This is a genomic window from Pseudomonas sp. NFACC04-2 (assembly GCF_900119265.1).
In the GTDB taxonomy this organism is placed as follows: Bacteria; Pseudomonadota; Gammaproteobacteria; order Pseudomonadales; family Pseudomonadaceae; genus Aquipseudomonas; species Aquipseudomonas fluorescens_AA.
Map to the genome: position 1 here is coordinate 21,447 of NZ_FPJC01000005.1, position 18,465 is coordinate 39,911.

The following is an 18,465-nucleotide window of genomic DNA, read 5'->3' on the forward strand; positions in this document are numbered from 1 at the left end:
TTGCTGTCTCCATTTTCTTGAATTTGTAGGGGAGTCGCGCCTTACTTCTTCGCCGCGAACAACGCATCGAGCTTCTGCTCGAAGGTGTGGTAGTCGATGCGATCGTAAAGCTCCATGCGAGTCTGCATAGTGTCGATGACGTTCTGTTGCGTGCCGTCGCGGCGGATCGCGGTATAGACGTTCTCGGCCGCCTTGTTCATGGCCCGGAAAGCCGACAGCGGGTACAACACCAGGGACACGTCGGCGCCGGCCAGCTGTTCGGTGGTGTACAGCGGGGTCGCGCCGAATTCGGTGATGTTGGCCAGGATCGGCGCTTTCACACGGCTGGCGAACAGCTTGTACATCTCAAGCTCGGTGATGGCTTCGGGGAAAATCATGTCGGCACCGGCCTCGATGCACGCGGCGGCGCGGTCCAGGGCCGACTCCAAGCCTTCCACCGCCAAGGCATCGGTACGGGCCATGATCACGAAACTGTCGTCGGTACGGGCATCGACGGCGGCCTTGATGCGGTCGACCATCTCTTGCTGGGAGACGATTTCCTTGTTCGGACGATGGCCGCAACGCTTGGCGCCGACCTGGTCTTCGATATGAATCGCCGCGGCGCCGAACTTGATCATCGACTTGACCGTACGGGCTACGTTGAACGCCGAGGAACCGAAGCCGGTGTCCACGTCCACCAGCAACGGCAGGTCGCACACATCGGTGATACGCCGTACGTCGGTCAGCACGTCATCCAGGCCGGTGATGCCCAGGTCCGGCACGCCGAGGGAGCCGGCCGCCACGCCGCCGCCCGACAGGTAGATCGCCTTGAAACCGGCGCGCTTGGCCAGCAGCGCGTGGTTGGCGTTGATCGTGCCCACCACTTGCAGCGGATGCTCGCTGGCGACCGCATCGCGGAAACGCTGGCCTGGAGTGCTGTTGCTCATGACTCACCTCGTTCAGTGGCGGCGCTGTCCTGGAAATGACGCGCAATATTGCGTTTGGAGGCGCCGATGTGCCGGCGCATCAATAATTCAGCCAGTTCGCCGTCACGGTCGGCGATGGCGTCGAGAATCCGGTGGTGCTCGGCAAAAGCCTGGCGCGGACGGTTGGGCGTGGTGGAGAACTGGATCCGGTACATGCGCACCAGTTGGTACAGCTCGCCGCACAGCATCTGCGTCAGGGTGCGGTTGCCACTGCCCTGGATAATCCGGTAATGAAAGTCGAAATCGCCTTCCTGCTGGTAATAACCGACACCGGCCTGGAACGCCGCATCGCGCTCGTGGGTTTCCAGCACCCGGCGCAGTTCGTCGATTTCTTCCAGGGTCATGCGTTCGGCCGCCAGACGGCAGGCCATGCCTTCGAGGGATTCACGGATTTCGTAGAGTTCCAGCAGCTCGGCGTGGCTCAGAGACACCACCCGGGCCCCAACGTGAGGAATGCGCACCAGCAGGCGCTGGCCTTCCAGGCGGTGAATGGCCTCGCGCAGCGGCCCGCGGCTGATGCCGTAGGTGCGCGCCAGCTCGGGCTCGGAGATCTTGCTGCCCGGGGCGATCTCCCCCTTGACGATGGCGGCCTGGATACGCCGGAAGACGTTCTCGGACAGGGTCTCCGTGTCGTCTTGGACCATCACCGGGGGTTCGAGCTGATCGAGCATATTGTCGACACCTTGGAAATCAATGTGGCAAAAACTAACCAATAACAGCCTTTACGTCAAAACAAAAATCAACATTGTCGACAATCGTCTAATAAACACCTTGGAGATAACCCCGTTGCATGAAGACTCGTAGCCTCCGGCCAGCGGTGGCGCCAGAAAACCACCGTGCTAGAATGCCGCGGTTATTCGCCGCTCTCCTTTTATAGAGAAAGGCTGCCTAGGGAGCTTGTGCAGTAATGCCAGGGCCTGAACCGATAAACGGAACGCTGCGCACCAGGATCTATGACACTCAAGCCCTTATCTGCCGCTTTCTATTTCATGTGCCTGCCGGGCCTTGCCGTGGCGGGTGAAAAAACCGTGTACGGCCTCAACGAATACGCCGCCTTGCAGGGCATCGACCTGGAGGTCGCCGCCAAGCTCGACACCGGCGCCAAGACCGCCTCCCTCAGCGCCCGGGACATCAAGCGCTTCAAGCGCAATGGCGAATCCTGGGTACGTTTTTACCTGGCCATCGACGCAGCCCACTCGCACCCCATCGAACGTCCGCTGGCCCGGGTCAGCAAAATCAAGCGTCGCGCCGGTGACTACGACCCGGAAGAAGGCAAGAAATACACGGCCCGGCCGGTCATCGAACTGGACATCTGCATGGGCTCGGCCCTGCGCAGCATCGAAGTGAACCTGACCGACCGCAGCGCCTTCCAATACCCGTTGCTGATCGGTTCCGAGGCGCTCAAGCGCTTCGACGCGCTGGTCGACCCCAGTCTTAAATACGCTGCCGGCAAACCCGCCTGCGCCAATGCCGCTCAAACCGCAGAGTAATCCCAATGCGCTCCCTTACCCTCCATCTGAAAATGCTGATCGCCATCCTGGTGGTGCTGGGCCTGTCGGTGACGGCCTATCAGATTTTCGTGCTCGGCATCCCGGTCACCGAAGACGCCACCGACGACTTGTGGAACATCGACGCCAAGGTCGAATTCGTGCCCAACGCCAAGGATCCGGTGAAGATCCAGATGTTCGTGCCACCCCTGAGCCGCGACTACGTGAGCCTCAACGAGAGTTTCATTTCCAATAATTACGGCGTGGCGGTGAACCGGGTCGACGGTAACCGCAAGGTGACGTGGTCAGCCCGTCGCGCCAAGGGCAACCAGACTCTTTATTACCGCCTGGTGCTGACCAAGCGCTACAGCGCCGAGAAAACCAAGGTCAAGGGCCCGACCTTCCGCGACAGCATCGCCGTCGAAGGCCCGGAGAAACTGGCCGCCGAAGCCCTGCTTGCGCCGATCCGCCAGCACTCGGCCGACGTCGAGACGTTCATCAGCGAAGCGATCAAGCGGGTCAACAACCTCAACGACGACAACGTCAAGCTGTTGCTGGCCGGTGATCCTTCCTCGGCCAACAAGGCGCGTATCGTCGAATTGGTGCTGTCCATCGCCCACGTGCCAGTGGAAAAGGTCCACACCATCCGCCTGGTGGCCGACCAGCCGCAGACACCTGAACTGTGGCTGCGCAGCTTCAACGGCACCGACTGGCTCTATTTCAACCCTGACTCCGGCGAACAAGGCCTGCCCACCGACCGCCTGCTGTGGTGGACCGGCGATGAAAACCTGATCACCGTCGATGGCGGCAAGAAAGCCACCGTCACCTTCAGCATGAACAACAGCGAAATGAACGCCATTCGCCTGGCCAAGCTGACGGACGAAAACACCGACGCCAACTTCCTCGAATACTCGCTCTACGGCTTGCCGCTGCAAACCCAGCAAACCTTCATGATCATGGTGATGATCCCGATCGGTGTGCTGGTGATCCTGATACTGCGCAACCTGATCGGCCTGCAAACCCTCGGGACCTTCACCCCGGTGCTGATCGCCCTGGCCTTCCGTGAAACCCAGTTGGGCTTCGGCATCATCCTGTTCACGGTGATCACCACGCTGGGCCTGTCGCTGCGTTCGTACCTGGAGCACCTCAAACTGCAGATGTTACCAAGGCTCTCGGTGGTGCTGACGTTCGTGGTGGTGCTGATCGCCGCCATCAGCCTGTTCAGCCACAAGCTGGGCCTGGAGCGTGGCTTGTCGGTGGCGCTGTTCCCGATGGTGATCCTGACCATGACCATCGAACGCCTGTCCATCACCTGGGAAGAACGCGGCGCCGGCCACGCGATGAAAGTCGCCATCGGCACCTTGTTCGCCGCGTCCCTGGCGCACCTGATCATGAGCGTGCCGGAACTGGTGTACTTCGTGTTCACCTTCCCGGCGATCCTGCTGATCCTGGTGGGCTTCATGTTGGCCATGGGACGTTATCGCGGCTACCGCCTGACCGAGTTGGTGCGGTTCAAGGCCTTCCTCAAGGCAGACTCCTGATGTTCGGCTTCTGGAAGACCTGGAAGGCCCTGGAAGCCCGGGGCATCATGGGCATCAATCGGCGTAACGCCGACTACGTGCTCAAGTACAACAAGCGCAGCCTGTACCCCATCGTCGATGACAAGATCATCACCAAGGAGCGGGCCGTGGCCGCCGGCATCCATGTGCCGGAGCTGTACGGGGTGATCTCCACCGAGAAAGAAATCGACAAGCTCGATGACATCATCGGCGGGCGCACCGACTTCGTGATCAAGCCGGCCCAGGGCGCGGGCGGCGACGGTATCATCGTCATCGCCGACCGCTTCGAAGGCCGCTACCGCACCGTGTCCGGCAAGATCATCAGCCATGAGGAAATCGAGCACCATGTCTCCAGCATCCTCACTGGCCTGTATTCCTTGGGCGGGCACCGTGACCGGGCGCTGATCGAGTACCGCGTGACGCCGGACCAGATCTTCAAGAGCATCAGCTACGAGGGCGTGCCGGACATCCGCATCATCGTGCTGATGGGCTATCCGGTGATGGCCATGCTGCGGCTGCCAACCCGTCAGTCCGGCGGCAAGGCCAACCTGCACCAGGGCGCCATCGGCGTGGGCGTCGACCTCGCCACGGGACTGACCCTGCGCGGCACCTGGCTGAACAACATCATCACCAAACACCCCGACACCACCAACGCGGTGGACGGCGTGCAACTGCCCTACTGGGACGGTTTCATGAAACTGGCCGCCGGTTGCTATGAACTGTGCGGGCTGGGCTACATCGGCGTCGACATGGTGCTGGACCAGGAGAAAGGGCCGTTGATCCTGGAACTGAATGCCCGACCGGGCCTGAACATCCAGATCGCCAACGACTGCGGTCTGACCTTGCGCACCCACGCGGTGGAAGCCCGCCTGGAAGAACTCCAGGCCCGGGGCGTTATCGAAACCGCGGAAGAGCGCGTGGCGTTTGCCCAGGAGTTGTTTGGGCATATTCCGCCGATTGAAGGCTGAGACTGAGGTTGAAGTTTGCTTCTGTGGCGAGGGAGCTTGCTCCCGCTGGGGTGCGAAGCGCCCCTCAAAACCCAACACCGCGGTGCATCAGGTTGACCGCGTTCAACTGCCTGGGGTTGCTGCGCAACCCAGCGGGAGCAAGCTCCCTCGCCACAAGGTGTTCACACCCAAATATCTTCGATAGCCCCCATACTTGCTCATCTCCGACATCCCCCTAGGAGCAAATCCTACAGAGGATTACAATCGCTCCCCCGCCTGAACGGCTGATCCGCCCCGCCCATGCCAACCTGCTCCGTATACCCGCTGCCCTACCGCACCAACCCCGCCGAGTATTTCGCGGCGATCCGTCATGCCCCGGGGAGCGTGCTGCTCGACAGTGGCCGGCCGAGTGCCGAGCGTGGGCGTTACGACCTGCTCAGCGCCTGGCCGCTGGCGCAATTGGCGGTGTTGCCGAACGAGAGCGGCAGCGATTTCCTGCAGCGCTTGCGAATTCAGCTGACGCAACTGGGCGACGCGGCGCTGCCGGCCACGGTGCAATTGCCCTTCGCCGGCGGCCTGATCGGCTACTTGAGTTACGACTTCGGCCGACACCTCGAAACCCTGCCGTCCCACGCCCAGGACGACCTGCAACTGCCCGACGCGCGTTTTGGCGTGTACGACTGGGCTTTGATCAGCGATCACCAGGCGGGCACCAGCCAACTGGTGTTCCATCCCCATTGTGGCGAAGGCGAACGCCAACGCCTGATCGCGTTGTTCAGCCAGCCGACCACCGCAACCGCTCTCCCGTTCAGCCTTGAAGGACCGATGACACCGGACCTCAGTGCCGAAGCCTACCGACAGGCGTTCGAACGTATCCAGGCGTATATCCAGGCCGGCGACTGCTATCAGGTCAACTTTGCCCAACGCTTCCGTGCCCCGTGCGAAGGCGATGCCTGGGTCGCCTATCAGGCGTTGCGGACCGCTTGCCCGACGCCGTTCTCCGGCTTCCAGAGCCTGCCAGAGGGTGGCGCGGTGCTGAGCCTGTCGCCCGAACGCTTTGTCAGGGTCAGCGAAGGCCACGTGGAAACCCGGCCGATCAAGGGCACCCGTCCCCGCGGCACAACGCCCGAGGAAGATGCGGCCCACGCCGCCGAGCTGCTGGCCAGCCCCAAGGACCGGGCGGAAAACCTGATGATCGTCGACCTGCTGCGCAACGACCTGGGCCGCACCTGCCGTATCGGCTCAGTGCGGGTGCCAGAGTTGTTCAGCCTGGAAAGCTACCCGAACGTGCATCACCTGGTCAGCAGCGTGACCGGCGAACTGGCCGACGACAAGGACGCCTTGGACCTGATCGCCGGGAGCTTTCCCGGCGGCTCGATCACCGGCGCGCCGAAGATCCGCGCCATGCAAATCATCGACGAACTCGAACCGACCCGGCGCGGGCTGTATTGCGGCTCGTTGCTGTACCTGGACGTGCGCGGGGAAATGGACAGTTCCATCGCCATCCGCAGCTTGCTGGTCAAGGATGGGCAGGTGTGCTGCTGGGGCGGCGGCGGGATTGTCGCGGATTCGGACTGGGAGGCCGAGTATCAGGAGTCGATTACCAAGGTTTGGGTGTTGCTGGAAACCTTGCAGAACCTTTAGTTACAACACCATCTTCTGTGGGAGCGGGCTTGCTCGCGAACGCGGTGGGTCAGAAATGATGATGTTGACTGACACACTGAATTCGCGAGCAAGCCCGCTCCCACAGGGATAGAGGTTAAAAAGTCAGGTTGCGGTTCGAAGCCTTGAGGAATTCCTGCTTCAACTCGACAAACGTGTGCACCGCCGGGAATTGCGGGAATTCACGGATCACGTTCTCCGGCGCATGGAACAGAATTCCGGCGTCGGCTTCGCCCAGCATCGTGGTGTCGTTATAGGAATCGCCCGCCGCAATCACTCGGTAGTACAGGCTCTTGAAAGCCAGAACCGACTGGCGCTTGGGATCTTTCTGACGCAACTGGTACCCCGTCACCCGCCCGCTGTCATCGGTAATCAAGCGATGGCAGAGCAAAGTTGGGAAGCCCAGCTGGCGCATCAACGGTTGGGAAAATTCGTAGAATGTGTCGGAAAGAATCACCACCTGGAAGCGCTCGCGCAGCCAGTCGACGAATTCGATGGCGCCGTCCAGCGGCTGGAGGGTGGCGATGACTTCCTGGATGTCGGAGAGCTTGAGGCCATGCTCATCAAGGATGCGCAACCGTTGCTTCATCAGCACGTCGTAGTCGGGAATGTCCCGAGTGGTTGCCCTGAGGGATTCAATCCCGGTTTTTTCGGCGAAGGCGATCCAGATCTCCGGGACCAGCACACCTTCCAGGTCGAGACAGGCAATTTCCACAAGACACTCCCATTTTTTCTGATGTTTATCGGTTGAGCGAATAAAAGGCTTGCCGACTCTAGCCATTCGCCAGAGCCCGCGCAACGCACAGGAGCGCGCCAGCCCCGACAGCTTTTGTTACCATCAGCCCCATATAGAGCGCCCAGCGCCACCGACCTGTAGGAAACCGCCCTGATGAGCCCATCGTTCGACGTCGTGGAACTCGCCACGACCTATGCCAACAAGTCCCCCCAGGACATCCTCAAGCTGGCCTTCGCCGAATTCGGCGACGACCTGTGGATATCGTTCAGTGGCGCCGAAGACGTGGTGCTGGTGGACATGGCCTGGAAACTGAACAAGAACGTCAAGGTGTTCAGCCTCGACACCGGTCGCCTGCACCCGGAGACCTATCGCTTCATCGATCAGGTGCGCGAGCACTACAAAATCGACATCGAACTGGTCTCGCCGGACTACACGAAACTTGAACCCTTCGTGAAGGAAAAAGGCCTGTTCAGCTTCTACAAGGACGGTCACGGCGAGTGCTGCGGCATCCGCAAGATCGAACCGCTGCGCCGCAAGTTGACCGATGTCCGCGCCTGGGCCACCGGCCAGCGCCGCGACCAGAGCCCCGGCACCCGCAGCCAGGTGGCCGTGTTGGAAATCGACACGGCGTTTTCCACCCCGGAGCGCACCCTGTACAAGTTCAACCCGCTGTCGCAGATGACCAGCGAAGAAGTCTGGGGTTACATCCGCATGCTCGAACTGCCCTACAACAGCCTGCATGAACGCGGCTTCATCAGCATCGGCTGCGAACCCTGCACCCGCCCGGTGCTGCCGAACCAGCACGAACGCGAAGGTCGCTGGTGGTGGGAAGAAGCCACGCAGAAAGAATGCGGGCTGCACGCTGGGAACATCATCGCCAAATCCAAGACCGTCTAAGCGCCCGCCGCTCTCTGTACACAAAAATGTCACCACAAGTGGCATTTTTGTGTGCACTTATGTCGTTACTGCCCCGAAAAGTTACACCCAATTCCCCGCCCCACCTGGCTTCCTTCCTCCACTGGCGTTCGCCAAAAAATAAATACCTGTTTAAACGGTCAGCTTTAAATCTCGGTATTTCAGCTAGTTATTCAAATACCATAACAAAACGAAATTAGAGCTCCTTTGGATAGATCTACAAGTGGCATAAATCTGGCTTGAGTCGACAAGTGTTTTGTATACAACATTTATAAAACATACACACACTTTAGATCCGCAAGCCTGAAGCGCCCTATCCCGTACAGGCTGCAGATGCCCCGTAACCAATGATGCTCGCCCGCCGCGACGAAGATTTGTCGAGCCCCGCGCTCATGCACAGTCATCGCAGCGCCGAGAATCAGGAGCCTGCCGGAATGCGTACAAGTCTCTCCAATAACATCGCGCTGGATCTGCCCTCCTCCACCACTGCCCTCGATGACAACGCCGCAGCATCCCTGGCCCTGAGCCCGCGGCTGCACAACAAGGACCTGGCGCCCACCAAGGCCGAAGGTCGCCGCTGGGGCCGCTACAGCATCTTTGCCCTGTGGACCAACGACGTGCACAACATCGCCAATTACTCCTTCGCCATCGGCCTCTATGCCCTGGGGCTGGGTGGCTGGCAGATCTTGCTGTCCCTGGGGATAGGCGCGGCACTGGTGTATGGCTTCATGAACCTGTCCGGCTACATGGGTCAGAAAACCGGGGTGCCGTTCCCGGTGATCAGCCGGATCAGCTTCGGGATCCACGGCGCGCAGATTCCTGCGTTGATCAGGGCGGTCATTGCGATTGCCTGGTTCGGGATCCAGACCTACCTGGCGTCGGTGGTGTTCCGCGTGTTGCTGGTGGCGATCCACCCGGGCTTCGCCGACTACGACCGCGACTCGATCCTGGGCCTGTCGAGCCTGGGTTGGGTGTGTTTCGTGGCGATCTGGTTCGTGCAACTGGTGATCCTCGCCTACGGCATGGAGACGGTGCGCCGTTATGAGGGTTTCGCCGGTCCGGTGATCCTGGTGACCGTCGCAGCCCTGGCCGGTTGGATGTACACCCAGGCCGGCGCCACCATTGCCTGGTCGATCCGCGAGCCGCTGACCGGTGGCGAAATGTGGCGCAATATCTTTGCCGGCGGCGCGCTGTGGCTGTCGATCTACGGCACCTTGATCCTCAATTTCTGCGACTTCGCCCGCTCCTCGCCATGCCGCCGAACCATCATCGTCGGCAATTTCTGGGGCCTGCCGGTGAACATCCTGGTGTTTGCCGGGATCACCATCCTGCTCTGCGGTGCGCAGTTCCAGATCAACGGGCAAATCATCGAAAGCCCGACCCAGGTCGTCGCCTCGATCCCCAACACGTTCCTTCTGGTGTTGGGCTGCCTGGCCTTCCTGATCGTCACCGTGGCGGTGAACATCATGGCCAACTTCGTCGCCCCGGCGTTCGTGCTCAGCAACCTGGCGCCCAAGTACCTGACCTTCCGCCGCGCCGGGCTGATCAGCGCCGCCATTGCCGTGCTGATCCTGCCGTGGAACCTCTACAACAGCCCGCTGGTGATCGTGTATTTCCTGTCCGGCCTCGGCGCCCTGCTCGGGCCGCTGTACGGGGTGATCATGGTCGACTACTGGCTGCTGCGAAAAGGCCGCATCAACGTGCCGCAACTGTACAGCGAGGACCCAAACGGTGCGTATTTCTACAGCAAAGGCGTCAACCTGCGTGCGGTGGCGGCGTTCATTCCGGCCGCGCTGATCGCGATTATCCTGGCCTTGGTACCCGGTTTTGACGCCGTTTCACCGTTTTCCTGGCTGATTGGCGCTTCGATTGCAGGGCTGCTGTACCTGATCATCGCCAAGCGCGAACCGTATTACGAGGACGTCAGCGGCGAATCCATCGCTGTGGATAACGTTCATCATTGATCCGTCACGGCCCGACCGGTACGGGCCGCTTACTTTCATGCATCAAGGAGGACAGCTCATGCGAATTCTCGTGGTCAACGTCAACACCACCGAATCCATTACCCAGGCCATCGCCCGCCAGGCCCAGGCCGTGGCTGCGCCGGGCACCGAGATCGTCGGGCTCACGCCGCATTTCGGTGCCGATTCCATCGAGGGCAATTTTGAAAGCTACCTGGCGGCCATTGCGGTGATGGACCGGGTGATGTCCTACGACCAGCCGTTCGACGCGGTGATCCAGGCCGGCTACGGCGAGCATGGCCGCGAAGGTCTGCAAGAACTGCTGAACGTGCCGGTGGTGGATATCACCGATGCCGGCGCCAGTACCGCCATGTTCCTCGGTCACGCGTATTCGGTGGTCACCACCCTGGACCGCACCGTGCCGCTGATCGAAGACCGGCTCAAGCTGTCCGGCCTGTTTGACCGCTGCGCCTCGGTACGGGCCAGCGGCCTGGCGGTACTGGAACTGGAGCAAGACCCGCAACGGGCGGTCGAGGCCATCGTGCGCCAGGCCGAACTGGCGGTCAGCCATGACAAGGCTGAAGTGATTTGCCTGGGCTGCGGCGGCATGGCCGGGCTCGATGAGCAGATCCGCCAACGCACCGGGGTGCCGGTGGTCGATGGCGTGACGGCGGCGGTGACCATTGCCGAGTCGCTGGTACGGCTGGGGTTGTCGACCTCGAAAGTGCGCACCTACGCCACGCCTCGGCCCAAGACCATCATTGGCTGGCCGGGACGGTTTGGGCGGTGAGTTCACAGGTTTGGACCGAGGTGCTCGCGATTGAGGCCAACGCGGTCCAGCGCCCAACTCAAACCGCACTGAACCGCCGCGCCAATCCCTGCTCGGCAAACTGTTCGATGATGAAATCCACGAACACCCGGGTCTTGCCCGGCAGCAACTTATGCTCGGCATAGTAAATGGAGATATTACCGTCATCGACGTACCAGTCCGGCAGCACCCGCTGCAGCGCGCCGGACTCCAGATAGGGCACGGCCACCGGCATGCTCACCAGCCCGATGCCCAGCCCTTGGGCCGCTGCCGCGCAGTCGGCTTCCGAATCGCTCATGGTCATGCGAGTCTTGAGCATGAGCGGGCTGTGTTGCTGGGTTCGGCTGGTCAGTTGCCAGGAACGCACGCGGCCGGTTTGTGGCGAGCGAATCAGGATGCCCTGGTGCTGCGCCAGATCTTCCGGCTCCACCAAGGCAGCGTGACTGTTCAGGTAGTCCGTGGATGCAACCAGCACCCGATGGGCCACAGCCAACTTGCGCGCCACCACGCCCTGGGGCAGCTCGAAACCACCGCCGATGGCGGCATCGAAACCCTGGCCGATCAGGTCTACCTGGCGGTTATCGAAATGCCAATCCGGGTTGATCGCCGGGTAGCGCCGCAAAAACTCTCCTAGCAGTGGCACGACATACAATCGACCGAACGCCGTGCCCATGCTCACCTTCAGCGTTCCCGCCGGTTGCCCGCCGGCGCTGGCCAGGTTGGCGACGGCGTTCTGGATAGTGTTGAAGCTGCTGCCGACTTCCCTCAGGAACAACTGGCCGGCTTCGGTCAGCCTCAGGCTGCGGGTGCTGCGCTGGAACAGGCGCACTCCCATCCGCGCCTCCAGCTTGGCGACGCTTTTACCCACCGCCGCCGGGGTCACGCTCAAACGTCGCGCCGCTTCGGCAAAGCTGCCGACTTCGGCGCTGCGCACAAAGCATTCGATACTGTTGAAGGTCTCCATGGGCCTCACTCTAAACTTTTGGTTTAGACAGACTATAGCAATGACGGTCTACACAGCCCATGACCTCTTCTTGATACTCGCTCCATCACCGCGGCACCTCGCCCCGGCACTTTTTGGAGAACATCATGAGTACCCAAGCACTGAACGGTAAAGTCGCCTTGATCCAGGGCGGTTCTCGCGGCATCGGCGCCGCCATCGTCAAACGCCTTGCCGCAGAAGGCGCCGCCGTGGCCTTCACCTACGTCAGCTCTGGCGCAAAATCCGAAGAACTGCAGAACAGCATCACCGCAGCGGGCGGCAAGGCCTTGGCAATCAAAGCGGACAGCGCCGACGCCGATGCCGTCCGTAACGCCGTCGCCGCCACCGTCGAAGCTTTCGGGCGACTGGACATTCTGGTCAATAACGCGGGCGTGCTGGCCATGGGGCCGCTGGATGAATTCAAACTCGAAGATTTCGACCAGACCCTGGCCGTCAACGTGCGCAGCGTGTTCGTCGCCACCCAGGCGGCAGCGCGGCACATGGTCGAAGGTGGCCGGGTCATCAACATCGGCAGCACCAACGCCGACCGCATGCCCTTCGTCGGCGGCGCGACCTACGCCATGAGCAAATCCGCGCTGGTGGGCCTGACCAAAGGCCTGGCCCGCGACCTCGGCCCACGCGGCATCACCGTCAACAACGTACAGCCCGGCCCAGTGGACACCGACATGAACCCGGCCGACAGCGACTTCGCCTCCAGCCTGTTGTCCCTGATGGCCGTGGGGCGCTACGGCAATGTCGATGAAATCGCCAGTTTCGTTGCCTACCTGGCAGGGCCGGAAGCCGGTTATATCACCGGCGCCAGCCTGACCATCGACGGTGGTTTCGGCGCCTGATCCGAGCCGATCATTGTGGCGAGGAGGCTTGCTCCCGCAGGGCTGCGCAGCAGCCCTTCGCTGTCAGGCCCACTCCAATTCCGGCAAACCGCAAAGGCTTGGCTGGAACATTTTCAAGGAGCGGATGATTCCGTCGGCATGGGCGTATTTTTCGTCCGCCATGGCCGAGTCCGGAATGGCGATGGCGGTCATGCCGGCGGCTTTCGCCGCTGTCACGCCGAACGGCGAATCCTCGAAAACCAGGCAATCGCGCGGCTCGACACCCAGGCGCCGGGCGGCGGTAAGGAAGATATCCGGCGCCGGTTTCGCCGCGCCGACTTCCGGATCATCGGCCGTCACGATGCAATCGAACAACGCGAACCAGTCCCGGTGCAAGGTGGTTTTGAGTTCGAACGTGGCACTCGATGAACTGGTACCCACCGCGATCGGAACGTTGTGGGCTTTGAGATGCCGCACCAGTTCCTCGGCGCCGGGCATACCCAGGGCGTGAGGAAAACGCTCGCGCATCAAGGGCTCGCGGATGACCAGGAATTCCTGGGGGGTGATCGGCAACTCCAGGGCCTGGACGACGTAATTGGCCAGGTCCGTGGCCCCGCGCCCGATGATGTTCTGCTTGACGCTCCAATCGAACGTGCGCCCGTAGCGCTCGGCGATAATGGAGGTGACCTCGGTATAGATCCCCTCGGTGTCCAGCAACAGCCCATCCATGTCGAAAATCACAGCCTTGATCGGGCCAAACTCTTTCAGCGGTGCATTCATCGCATCTGATCCGTTATCAACACAACATTCCAGGGATGGCTCAGGTGCGGCCAGGGTAGCGTGTTCGCCTTAAAGGATTCAGCAGGATAACGAAGGGGGCTTGGAACCGGCAATGGGAAATCTGAGGATGAGCTTCTGTGGCGAGGGAGCTTGCTCCCTCGCCACTAATGTAGGTGGGTGATGGGAGGTTACTGGCCGGAGCCGCCCGACCCCGAACCACTGCCGCCGGAGCTGCCACCGCTGTCACTGGTACCGGTTCCGCCGTTGGTCCCACCGCCCGCATCGGCACCGCCCATCGTGCTGCCGCCACTCATCGAACCGCTGCCAGTGCCAGGGCTGGTGCTGCTGCCACTGGCATCGCCGCCATTCCCGCCGCCTACAGAGCCCGGAGGCAAGGCGTTAGCGCTGGGACCGGAATTGGAGCCGGCTTCCATTTCCGAGGAAGGTGGCATTCCGCCCTTGTCCACGGGGGGCGTGCCGCTCGAAGATTGTGCGAAAGCGGCCAATGAACTGACGGAAAGAATTCCGGCAAGTGTCAGCGCTGTCATATTGGATTTCATCATGGTGAGTCTCCTTTTCAAGATACTTACCTGATGTCTGGCACGCGTGGCGGGGTGATGGTGCCACTGAATCGACAGGCGGGCTCGTCGACTCAGCTCGGCGTGCCAGAGGCGTCGTCACCGGCGATGTCCGGATCATCCGGAGTCGCTTCAACGTCCTCGTCGTCGCTGGGCACCTGCTCGGCGCCCGTCTCATCATCGGGCGGGAGCTGGTCGCGGCTCAACGGGTTGGTGGGCGATGGCAGCGGGTACTCCGGGGTTTCTTCGTCATTGGGAACGGGGGAATCGGCAGTCATAGAATCTCCTGACAGGTGCACGCACCTGTCCTGCAGCTTAAAGTACGCGTGCGTTCAGTTTGAGCGCCTTCACTCGTAGGATTCGTCCTCAAGTTCAGCGTCCTCATCGTCGAGCAAGGGCACCTGGGCATCGTCCATCAGGGAACCGGGGTCTTCGTTGCCCGGGTCGTTGGGGCCCGGATCATTGATGAAGGGCACGCCCGTCGGGCCTTTTTCTTCCTTGCCTTCGGTTTCCGGCGTCATGGCACACCTCGCAATCGCTGATGGATGTATGAATTTGAGGAGGGGGGGCGGCAATCGTTCCGGAGAAATGTTCAGGGGAGCCCTGTTCACGGGAATGGCAAGTCAATAAAAAAACCCGGCACAGAGGCCGGGTCTTTTCATTCAAGCATCCGCTTAACGATGATTTCTCTTGTGCTTATGCTTGTGCTTCTTGCCGCCGGAGTGACCGTCGTTGTCATTGGACAGGTTGCTGCCCAACGCGCCGCCCGCCGCGCCGCCGACGCCAGCGCCGATGGTGGAGCCGGTGGAGCCGCCCAGACGGTTACCGACGATCGAACCACCTGCCGACCCCAGGCCACCGCCGATGGCGGCTTCCGTGCGGCTGCCCTTGCGCGCGCCCACGGCGCTGCCGGCTGCGCCGCCGACACCCGCGCCGATCGCGGCGCCTGTGCTGCCACCCATCTGCTGGCCGACCACGTTGCCCAACACACCGCCCAGACCACCGCCGACTGCAGCGGTACCATCGCCGGCCGCCATCGCGCCCTGGGCAACCACCAACCCCAATACCAAGGTGGACAAAGTCAAACGCATGATAGAAACCTCAAGAATGCCGCATCGGGGAGAAATGGCCAGTGCGCGCGGGCGCGAGTGTACGCCAAACAGCATCAGCCATGACGGTTGGACAACGAAACGGTGGATTATTTTATGACAGGCAAAAAAAAGCCCGCTGGGGAAACGGGCAGGTACTGCTTTCTAACGGATGAGCTGAGAGTACGTACCTGCTTGTGAAAGAAACGTGAAAGAAACCGCCGGTTGAGAAAAGATAAAAAATATTTACGCAAAGACCGGAAAGCTCCCCCCGTAGGAGCTGCCGAAGGCTGCGATCTTTTATCGTTCGCTTTGGATTCAATCGACAGGAGAAAGATCGCAGCCCGGTGGGTGCCTGTCACTTCTTGACCGGAACCCTGGGCAAGAACTTGGCCTTCTCCCCTCGCTGCACTTTGGCCACCTTCGTCCTGATGGACTTGATCGGCTCGTCGCCAAAGTCTGCATGGTAGGTCGACTGACCACACTGCAATCCTTCATTGATCGGATACGCGGCTCCGTGCTCCTCGCTGTACGATGCTCCCATTGCCTTTCCCCTTTCATTGAGGTCCATACCGGCAACAACCGGTTGCCTGACAATATCGACCTTCACGACAATGAGACTAGCCGGTCATCAACAGACTGGTTATTCAACAAGCCTCTTCGCCGACGAGTGGAACTTGCTGTTTCAAAAAGGAAACACTCATTCAGCGCCCAGCATCGTCCGGTTCAAAACCCGGGAAACCTGGTCGGCCGAATAGGGTTTGGACAAGAACTCAAAGCCTTCATGACCACTGTGGGCCAACTCTTCGCTGTAGCCGGAAGTGAGCACCACTGGCAGATCCGGGCGACGCTGGCGCAGTTCCCGGGCCAAGGCGATACCACCGATGCCTGGCATCACCACGTCAGAAAATACCGCGTCGAATGCCATCGCATCCGGCCCGACCATTTCCAGCGCTTCTTCTGCATTGGTCGCCCAAGCGGTTTCGTAGCCCAGGTCCTGGAGAATCTGGTTGGCAAAACGCCCCACCTCCAAGTTGTCTTCCACGATCAACACCCGGCGCTTGCCCTTTTCCAGCACCAGGTGCGTGACCTCTTCCTTGACCGGCTCGTGGTTTTGCTCGGGCGCCACTTCCGGAAGGTACAACGTGAACACCGTGCCCTCGCCCACCACGGTCGAAACATCGACGTTGCCACCGGACTGTTTGGCAAAACCGAACACCTGGGACAACCCCAGCCCCGTGCCCTTGCCCACTTCCTTGGTGGTGAAGAAGGGTTCGAAGATGTGCTCGAGCACTTGCGAATCAATACCGGTACCGGTGTCAGCCAAGGCAATGGCGGCAAAGGACTGCCCGGCCCCGGCATGACCACGGATCGGCGGTATCCCACCGCCGCAACTGAGCCGAAGCCACAGCGTGCCCTGGCCGTTCATGGCATCCCGGGCATTGAGGGCCATGTTGATCAACGCCGTCTCGAACTGGCTCAGGTCCGCGCGGATGTAACAGGGCCGATCGCACAATTCGACGTTAACCTGGATCCGCGCCCCGGTGACGGTTTGCAGCATGTCCCCCAGGCTCTGCACTTGCTTGCCCACATCGATGACTTCTGGCTTCAACGGCTGGCGCCGCGCAAACGCGAGCAACTGGCTGGTCAACTTGGAGGCGCGCTCCACGGTTTCGGACACCGCCGTCATGTAGCGTTGCCGGCGCTCTTCGGACAAGTTGGGCATGCGCAGGAAATCCACTGAAGAACGGATGATCGTCAGCAAGTTGTTGAAATCATGGGCCACGCCGCCGGTGAGCTGGCCGATGGCTTCGAGTTTCTGCGACTGACGCAGTGCCGCTTCGGTCTGTTTCAAGCGCGTGGTGCGTTCCTCGACCCGCTCCTCCAGCGTCGCGTTCAATTCGGCCAGGGCCGCCAAACCTTCGCGCACGGCAGCATCGGCACGGGCGCGCTCGATGTGGGCCCAGGAACGCTCGGTGACTTCCATCAGCAGCGCCAGATCGTTGGATGACCAGACCCGCGGCGTTTTGTCGTGAATGGCCATCAGCGCGGTCAATCGCCCCCCCTTGATCAACGGCACGCAAATGGTGGCCGCGATACCAATGGCTTGAAACGTCGCCGCTTCCTCCGGCGCCAGCTCCTTGAGGTTATCGTTGATCACCAGCGGCTTGCCGGCCCGCAGGTTGGCGACGGCCAGCCGACCAAAATCAGCCAGCTGATAATGCCCGAGAATATGGGGCGACCCCGCCCTGGCCCAATCGCCGCGAATGGTGAAGCCGTCCTCGTCCTCATCCATGTCCGCGTAGGCACAATTGGACAGGTTCAGGTGCGCCGCCAGAATCCGCGTGGTGGTCGCCATGATGGCCTGCGGGTCGGTGGCGTTGGCCACGGCATTGCCAATGGCATCCAGCACGGCCAGCCGTTGGGTCATGAACACCGTGGACGTGGTCTCGGTGACCGTATCCAACATGCCCACCACCGTGCCGAACTGGTCACGGATGGGGCTATAGCAGAACGTGAAATAAGCCTGTTCAGGACCGCCGCCGCGCTCGATGACCAGGGGGAAGTTCTCTATATAAGTGGCTTGCCCATCGAAGGCCGCGCGCACGATCGGCCCGATATCGTTCCAGACCTCCCGCCACACCTCATCGAACCGCCGTCCCAGCGCCTCGGGCTTGCTGCCAAGGATCGGCAGGAACGCATCGTTGTACAACGTGATCAGGTCCGGCCCCCAGACGATAGCCTGGGGAAAATGCGAGGCAAGGCTCAGGGCCACGGTGGTCTTCAGCACATCAGGCCATTGCGAAGGCGGCCCAAGGGGCGTGTCCCCCCAAGGATGGCGCCGAACCCGTTCAGCCATTTCTCCAGAGCTCTGAAGCCAATCTGTCATTGCGTTCGATCCTTCTGAGACGCCAATACCAACGAGGGGGGAAACGCTTGTGACCCCAGGCAGGGCCGTATTATCCCGCGATGGGTGGGAATGCGCGATTGGATTGTGGGAGGCGTCGGGGGGCAAATGGGGGGTGAAGGGCGGAAATCGAGGGTTAGGCTACAGAAATGTCTTACATATCGTTGGGAATGGGCTTGATGTAGGTGAAGAGACTGCCAAGTTGTAAGACATACAGCTCGGATGCTTACGACGATGGCAACGTCCTACATATGAT

Annotated in this window: 19 protein-coding genes; 8 read left to right on the forward strand and 11 right to left on the reverse strand. The window is 61.2% G+C overall.

All coding sequences use genetic code 11. The features are described from left to right. Positions 1-41 precede the first annotated feature (41 nt). Both prpB and BT125_RS08820 read right to left on the reverse strand, forming a co-directional pair. Positions 42-926 carry a methylisocitrate lyase gene (gene prpB / locus BT125_RS08815; RefSeq protein ID WP_030137801.1) on the reverse strand — a complete coding sequence of 295 codons (885 nt, stop codon included), beginning with the start codon at positions 924-926 and terminating at the stop codon, positions 42-44. Next, positions 923-1,636, reverse strand: a complete 714-nt coding sequence (locus BT125_RS08820; protein ID WP_072406178.1) for a GntR family transcriptional regulator — start codon at positions 1,634-1,636, stop codon at positions 923-925. Before BT125_RS08820 ends, prpB begins: the two co-directional genes overlap by 4 nt. Before the next feature lie 282 nt (positions 1,637-1,918). Here BT125_RS08820 and BT125_RS08825 point away from each other — a divergent pair, with 282 nt between their 5' ends. From BT125_RS08825 to pabB, 4 genes are all read left to right on the forward strand, one after another. Continuing rightward, entirely contained in the window at positions 1,919-2,455 is a 537-nt protein-coding gene (locus BT125_RS08825) for a retropepsin-like aspartic peptidase RloA (protein ID WP_053186065.1), read from the forward strand. A 5-nt stretch (positions 2,456-2,460) separates the two neighbouring features. Beyond that, positions 2,461-3,993 (forward strand): osmotic stress tolerance membrane protein RloB, encoded by a 1,533-nt coding sequence (locus tag BT125_RS08830; RefSeq protein ID WP_060741350.1) that lies wholly within the window; start codon positions 2,461-2,463, stop codon positions 3,991-3,993. Next, positions 3,993-4,979, forward strand: a complete 987-nt coding sequence (locus BT125_RS08835) for an alpha-L-glutamate ligase-like protein (RefSeq protein ID WP_072406180.1) — start codon at positions 3,993-3,995, stop codon at positions 4,977-4,979. The genes BT125_RS08830 and BT125_RS08835 overlap by 1 nt, the downstream gene beginning before the upstream one ends. 279 nt (positions 4,980-5,258) lie before the next feature. Continuing rightward, complete coding sequence (pabB, locus tag BT125_RS08840; protein ID WP_072406182.1) at positions 5,259-6,602, forward strand: aminodeoxychorismate synthase component I; 1,344 nt, start codon at positions 5,259-5,261, stop codon at positions 6,600-6,602. A 115-nt stretch (positions 6,603-6,717) separates the two neighbouring features. On the opposite strand, the gene thrH is transcribed toward pabB, so the two are convergent. Further along, a complete protein-coding gene (gene thrH, locus BT125_RS08845) occupies positions 6,718-7,335 on the reverse strand; it encodes a bifunctional phosphoserine phosphatase/homoserine phosphotransferase ThrH (RefSeq protein WP_072406184.1) in 618 nt (205 codons plus the stop codon). A gap of 174 nt (positions 7,336-7,509) precedes the next feature. Here thrH and BT125_RS08850 point away from each other — a divergent pair, with 174 nt between their 5' ends. From BT125_RS08850 to BT125_RS08860, 3 genes are all read left to right on the forward strand, one after another. Continuing rightward, positions 7,510-8,253 (forward strand): phosphoadenylyl-sulfate reductase, encoded by a 744-nt coding sequence (locus BT125_RS08850; protein ID WP_063325000.1) that lies wholly within the window; start codon positions 7,510-7,512, stop codon positions 8,251-8,253. A gap of 452 nt (positions 8,254-8,705) precedes the next feature. After that, on the forward strand, positions 8,706-10,235 hold the full coding sequence (locus BT125_RS08855) for an NCS1 family nucleobase:cation symporter-1 (protein WP_072406186.1): 1,530 nt from the start codon (positions 8,706-8,708) through the stop codon (positions 10,233-10,235). Between the two features lie 58 nt (positions 10,236-10,293). Beyond that, positions 10,294-11,022, forward strand: a complete 729-nt coding sequence (locus BT125_RS08860) for an aspartate/glutamate racemase family protein (protein ID WP_072406189.1) — start codon at positions 10,294-10,296, stop codon at positions 11,020-11,022. A 58-nt stretch (positions 11,023-11,080) separates the two neighbouring features. Here BT125_RS08860 and BT125_RS08865 read toward each other — a convergent pair whose 3' ends face one another. After that, positions 11,081-12,004 carry a LysR family transcriptional regulator gene (locus tag BT125_RS08865; protein WP_072406191.1) on the reverse strand — a complete coding sequence of 308 codons (924 nt, stop codon included), beginning with the start codon at positions 12,002-12,004 and terminating at the stop codon, positions 11,081-11,083. 125 nt (positions 12,005-12,129) lie between these two features. Between BT125_RS08865 and BT125_RS08870 the strand changes: the two genes are divergently transcribed. Continuing rightward, positions 12,130-12,876 (forward strand): 3-oxoacyl-ACP reductase family protein, encoded by a 747-nt coding sequence (locus BT125_RS08870; RefSeq protein ID WP_072406193.1) that lies wholly within the window; start codon positions 12,130-12,132, stop codon positions 12,874-12,876. Between the two features lie 63 nt (positions 12,877-12,939). On the opposite strand, the gene BT125_RS08875 is transcribed toward BT125_RS08870, so the two are convergent. The 7 genes from BT125_RS08875 to BT125_RS08900 all read right to left on the reverse strand — a co-directional run bounded on the left by BT125_RS08875 (position 12,940) and on the right by BT125_RS08900 (position 18,191). Next, entirely contained in the window at positions 12,940-13,635 is a 696-nt protein-coding gene (locus tag BT125_RS08875; protein ID WP_072406195.1) for an HAD-IA family hydrolase, read from the reverse strand. Positions 13,636-13,823: 188 nt separating this feature from the next. Beyond that, positions 13,824-14,198 (reverse strand): hypothetical protein, encoded by a 375-nt coding sequence (locus BT125_RS08880; protein WP_072406197.1) that lies wholly within the window; start codon positions 14,196-14,198, stop codon positions 13,824-13,826. 89 nt (positions 14,199-14,287) lie between these two features. After that, positions 14,288-14,491: a hypothetical protein gene (locus BT125_RS08885; RefSeq protein WP_072406199.1), complete on the reverse strand. Its 204-nt coding sequence runs from the start codon at positions 14,489-14,491 to the stop codon at positions 14,288-14,290. Between the two features lie 69 nt (positions 14,492-14,560). After that, positions 14,561-14,734, reverse strand: coding sequence for a hypothetical protein (locus BT125_RS29435; protein ID WP_170842313.1), 174 nt, complete (start codon positions 14,732-14,734; stop codon positions 14,561-14,563). Positions 14,735-14,887: 153 nt separating this feature from the next. Then, on the reverse strand, positions 14,888-15,304 hold the full coding sequence (locus tag BT125_RS08890; protein ID WP_072406201.1) for a glycine zipper domain-containing protein: 417 nt from the start codon (positions 15,302-15,304) through the stop codon (positions 14,888-14,890). Positions 15,305-15,659: 355 nt separating this feature from the next. After that, positions 15,660-15,872: a hypothetical protein gene (locus BT125_RS08895; protein WP_256573743.1), complete on the reverse strand. Its 213-nt coding sequence runs from the start codon at positions 15,870-15,872 to the stop codon at positions 15,660-15,662. 129 nt (positions 15,873-16,001) lie between these two features. Then, the gene (locus tag BT125_RS08900; protein WP_072406203.1) at positions 16,002-18,191 is read right to left on the reverse strand and encodes a GAF domain-containing hybrid sensor histidine kinase/response regulator; all 2,190 of its coding nucleotides are present in this window, start codon (positions 18,189-18,191) and stop codon (positions 16,002-16,004) included. Positions 18,192-18,465: the final 274 nt, after the last annotated feature.

Coding starts and splice junctions, on each gene's coding strand:
- BT125_RS08890 (WP_072406201.1), bottom strand. CDS start 15,304: ATGCGTTTGACTTTGTCCACCTTGGTATTGGGGTTGGTGGTTGCCCAG.
- BT125_RS08900 (WP_072406203.1), bottom strand. CDS start 18,191: ATGACAGATTGGCTTCAGAGCTCTGGAGAAATGGCTGAACGGGTTCGG.
- BT125_RS08895 (WP_256573743.1), bottom strand. CDS start 15,872: ATGGACCTCAATGAAAGGGGAAAGGCAATGGGAGCATCGTACAGCGAG.
- BT125_RS08835 (WP_072406180.1), top strand. CDS start 3,993: ATGTTCGGCTTCTGGAAGACCTGGAAGGCCCTGGAAGCCCGGGGCATC.
- prpB (WP_030137801.1), bottom strand. CDS start 926: ATGAGCAACAGCACTCCAGGCCAGCGTTTCCGCGATGCGGTCGCCAGC.
- BT125_RS08870 (WP_072406193.1), top strand. CDS start 12,130: ATGAGTACCCAAGCACTGAACGGTAAAGTCGCCTTGATCCAGGGCGGT.
- pabB (WP_072406182.1), top strand. CDS start 5,259: ATGCCAACCTGCTCCGTATACCCGCTGCCCTACCGCACCAACCCCGCC.
- BT125_RS29435 (WP_170842313.1), bottom strand. CDS start 14,734: ATGACGCCGGAAACCGAAGGCAAGGAAGAAAAAGGCCCGACGGGCGTG.
- BT125_RS08860 (WP_072406189.1), top strand. CDS start 10,294: ATGCGAATTCTCGTGGTCAACGTCAACACCACCGAATCCATTACCCAG.
- BT125_RS08875 (WP_072406195.1), bottom strand. CDS start 13,635: ATGAATGCACCGCTGAAAGAGTTTGGCCCGATCAAGGCTGTGATTTTC.
- BT125_RS08830 (WP_060741350.1), top strand. CDS start 2,461: ATGCGCTCCCTTACCCTCCATCTGAAAATGCTGATCGCCATCCTGGTG.
- BT125_RS08825 (WP_053186065.1), top strand. CDS start 1,919: ATGACACTCAAGCCCTTATCTGCCGCTTTCTATTTCATGTGCCTGCCG.
- BT125_RS08850 (WP_063325000.1), top strand. CDS start 7,510: ATGAGCCCATCGTTCGACGTCGTGGAACTCGCCACGACCTATGCCAAC.
- BT125_RS08820 (WP_072406178.1), bottom strand. CDS start 1,636: ATGCTCGATCAGCTCGAACCCCCGGTGATGGTCCAAGACGACACGGAG.
- BT125_RS08865 (WP_072406191.1), bottom strand. CDS start 12,004: ATGGAGACCTTCAACAGTATCGAATGCTTTGTGCGCAGCGCCGAAGTC.
- BT125_RS08885 (WP_072406199.1), bottom strand. CDS start 14,491: ATGACTGCCGATTCCCCCGTTCCCAATGACGAAGAAACCCCGGAGTAC.
- BT125_RS08855 (WP_072406186.1), top strand. CDS start 8,706: ATGCGTACAAGTCTCTCCAATAACATCGCGCTGGATCTGCCCTCCTCC.
- BT125_RS08880 (WP_072406197.1), bottom strand. CDS start 14,198: ATGATGAAATCCAATATGACAGCGCTGACACTTGCCGGAATTCTTTCC.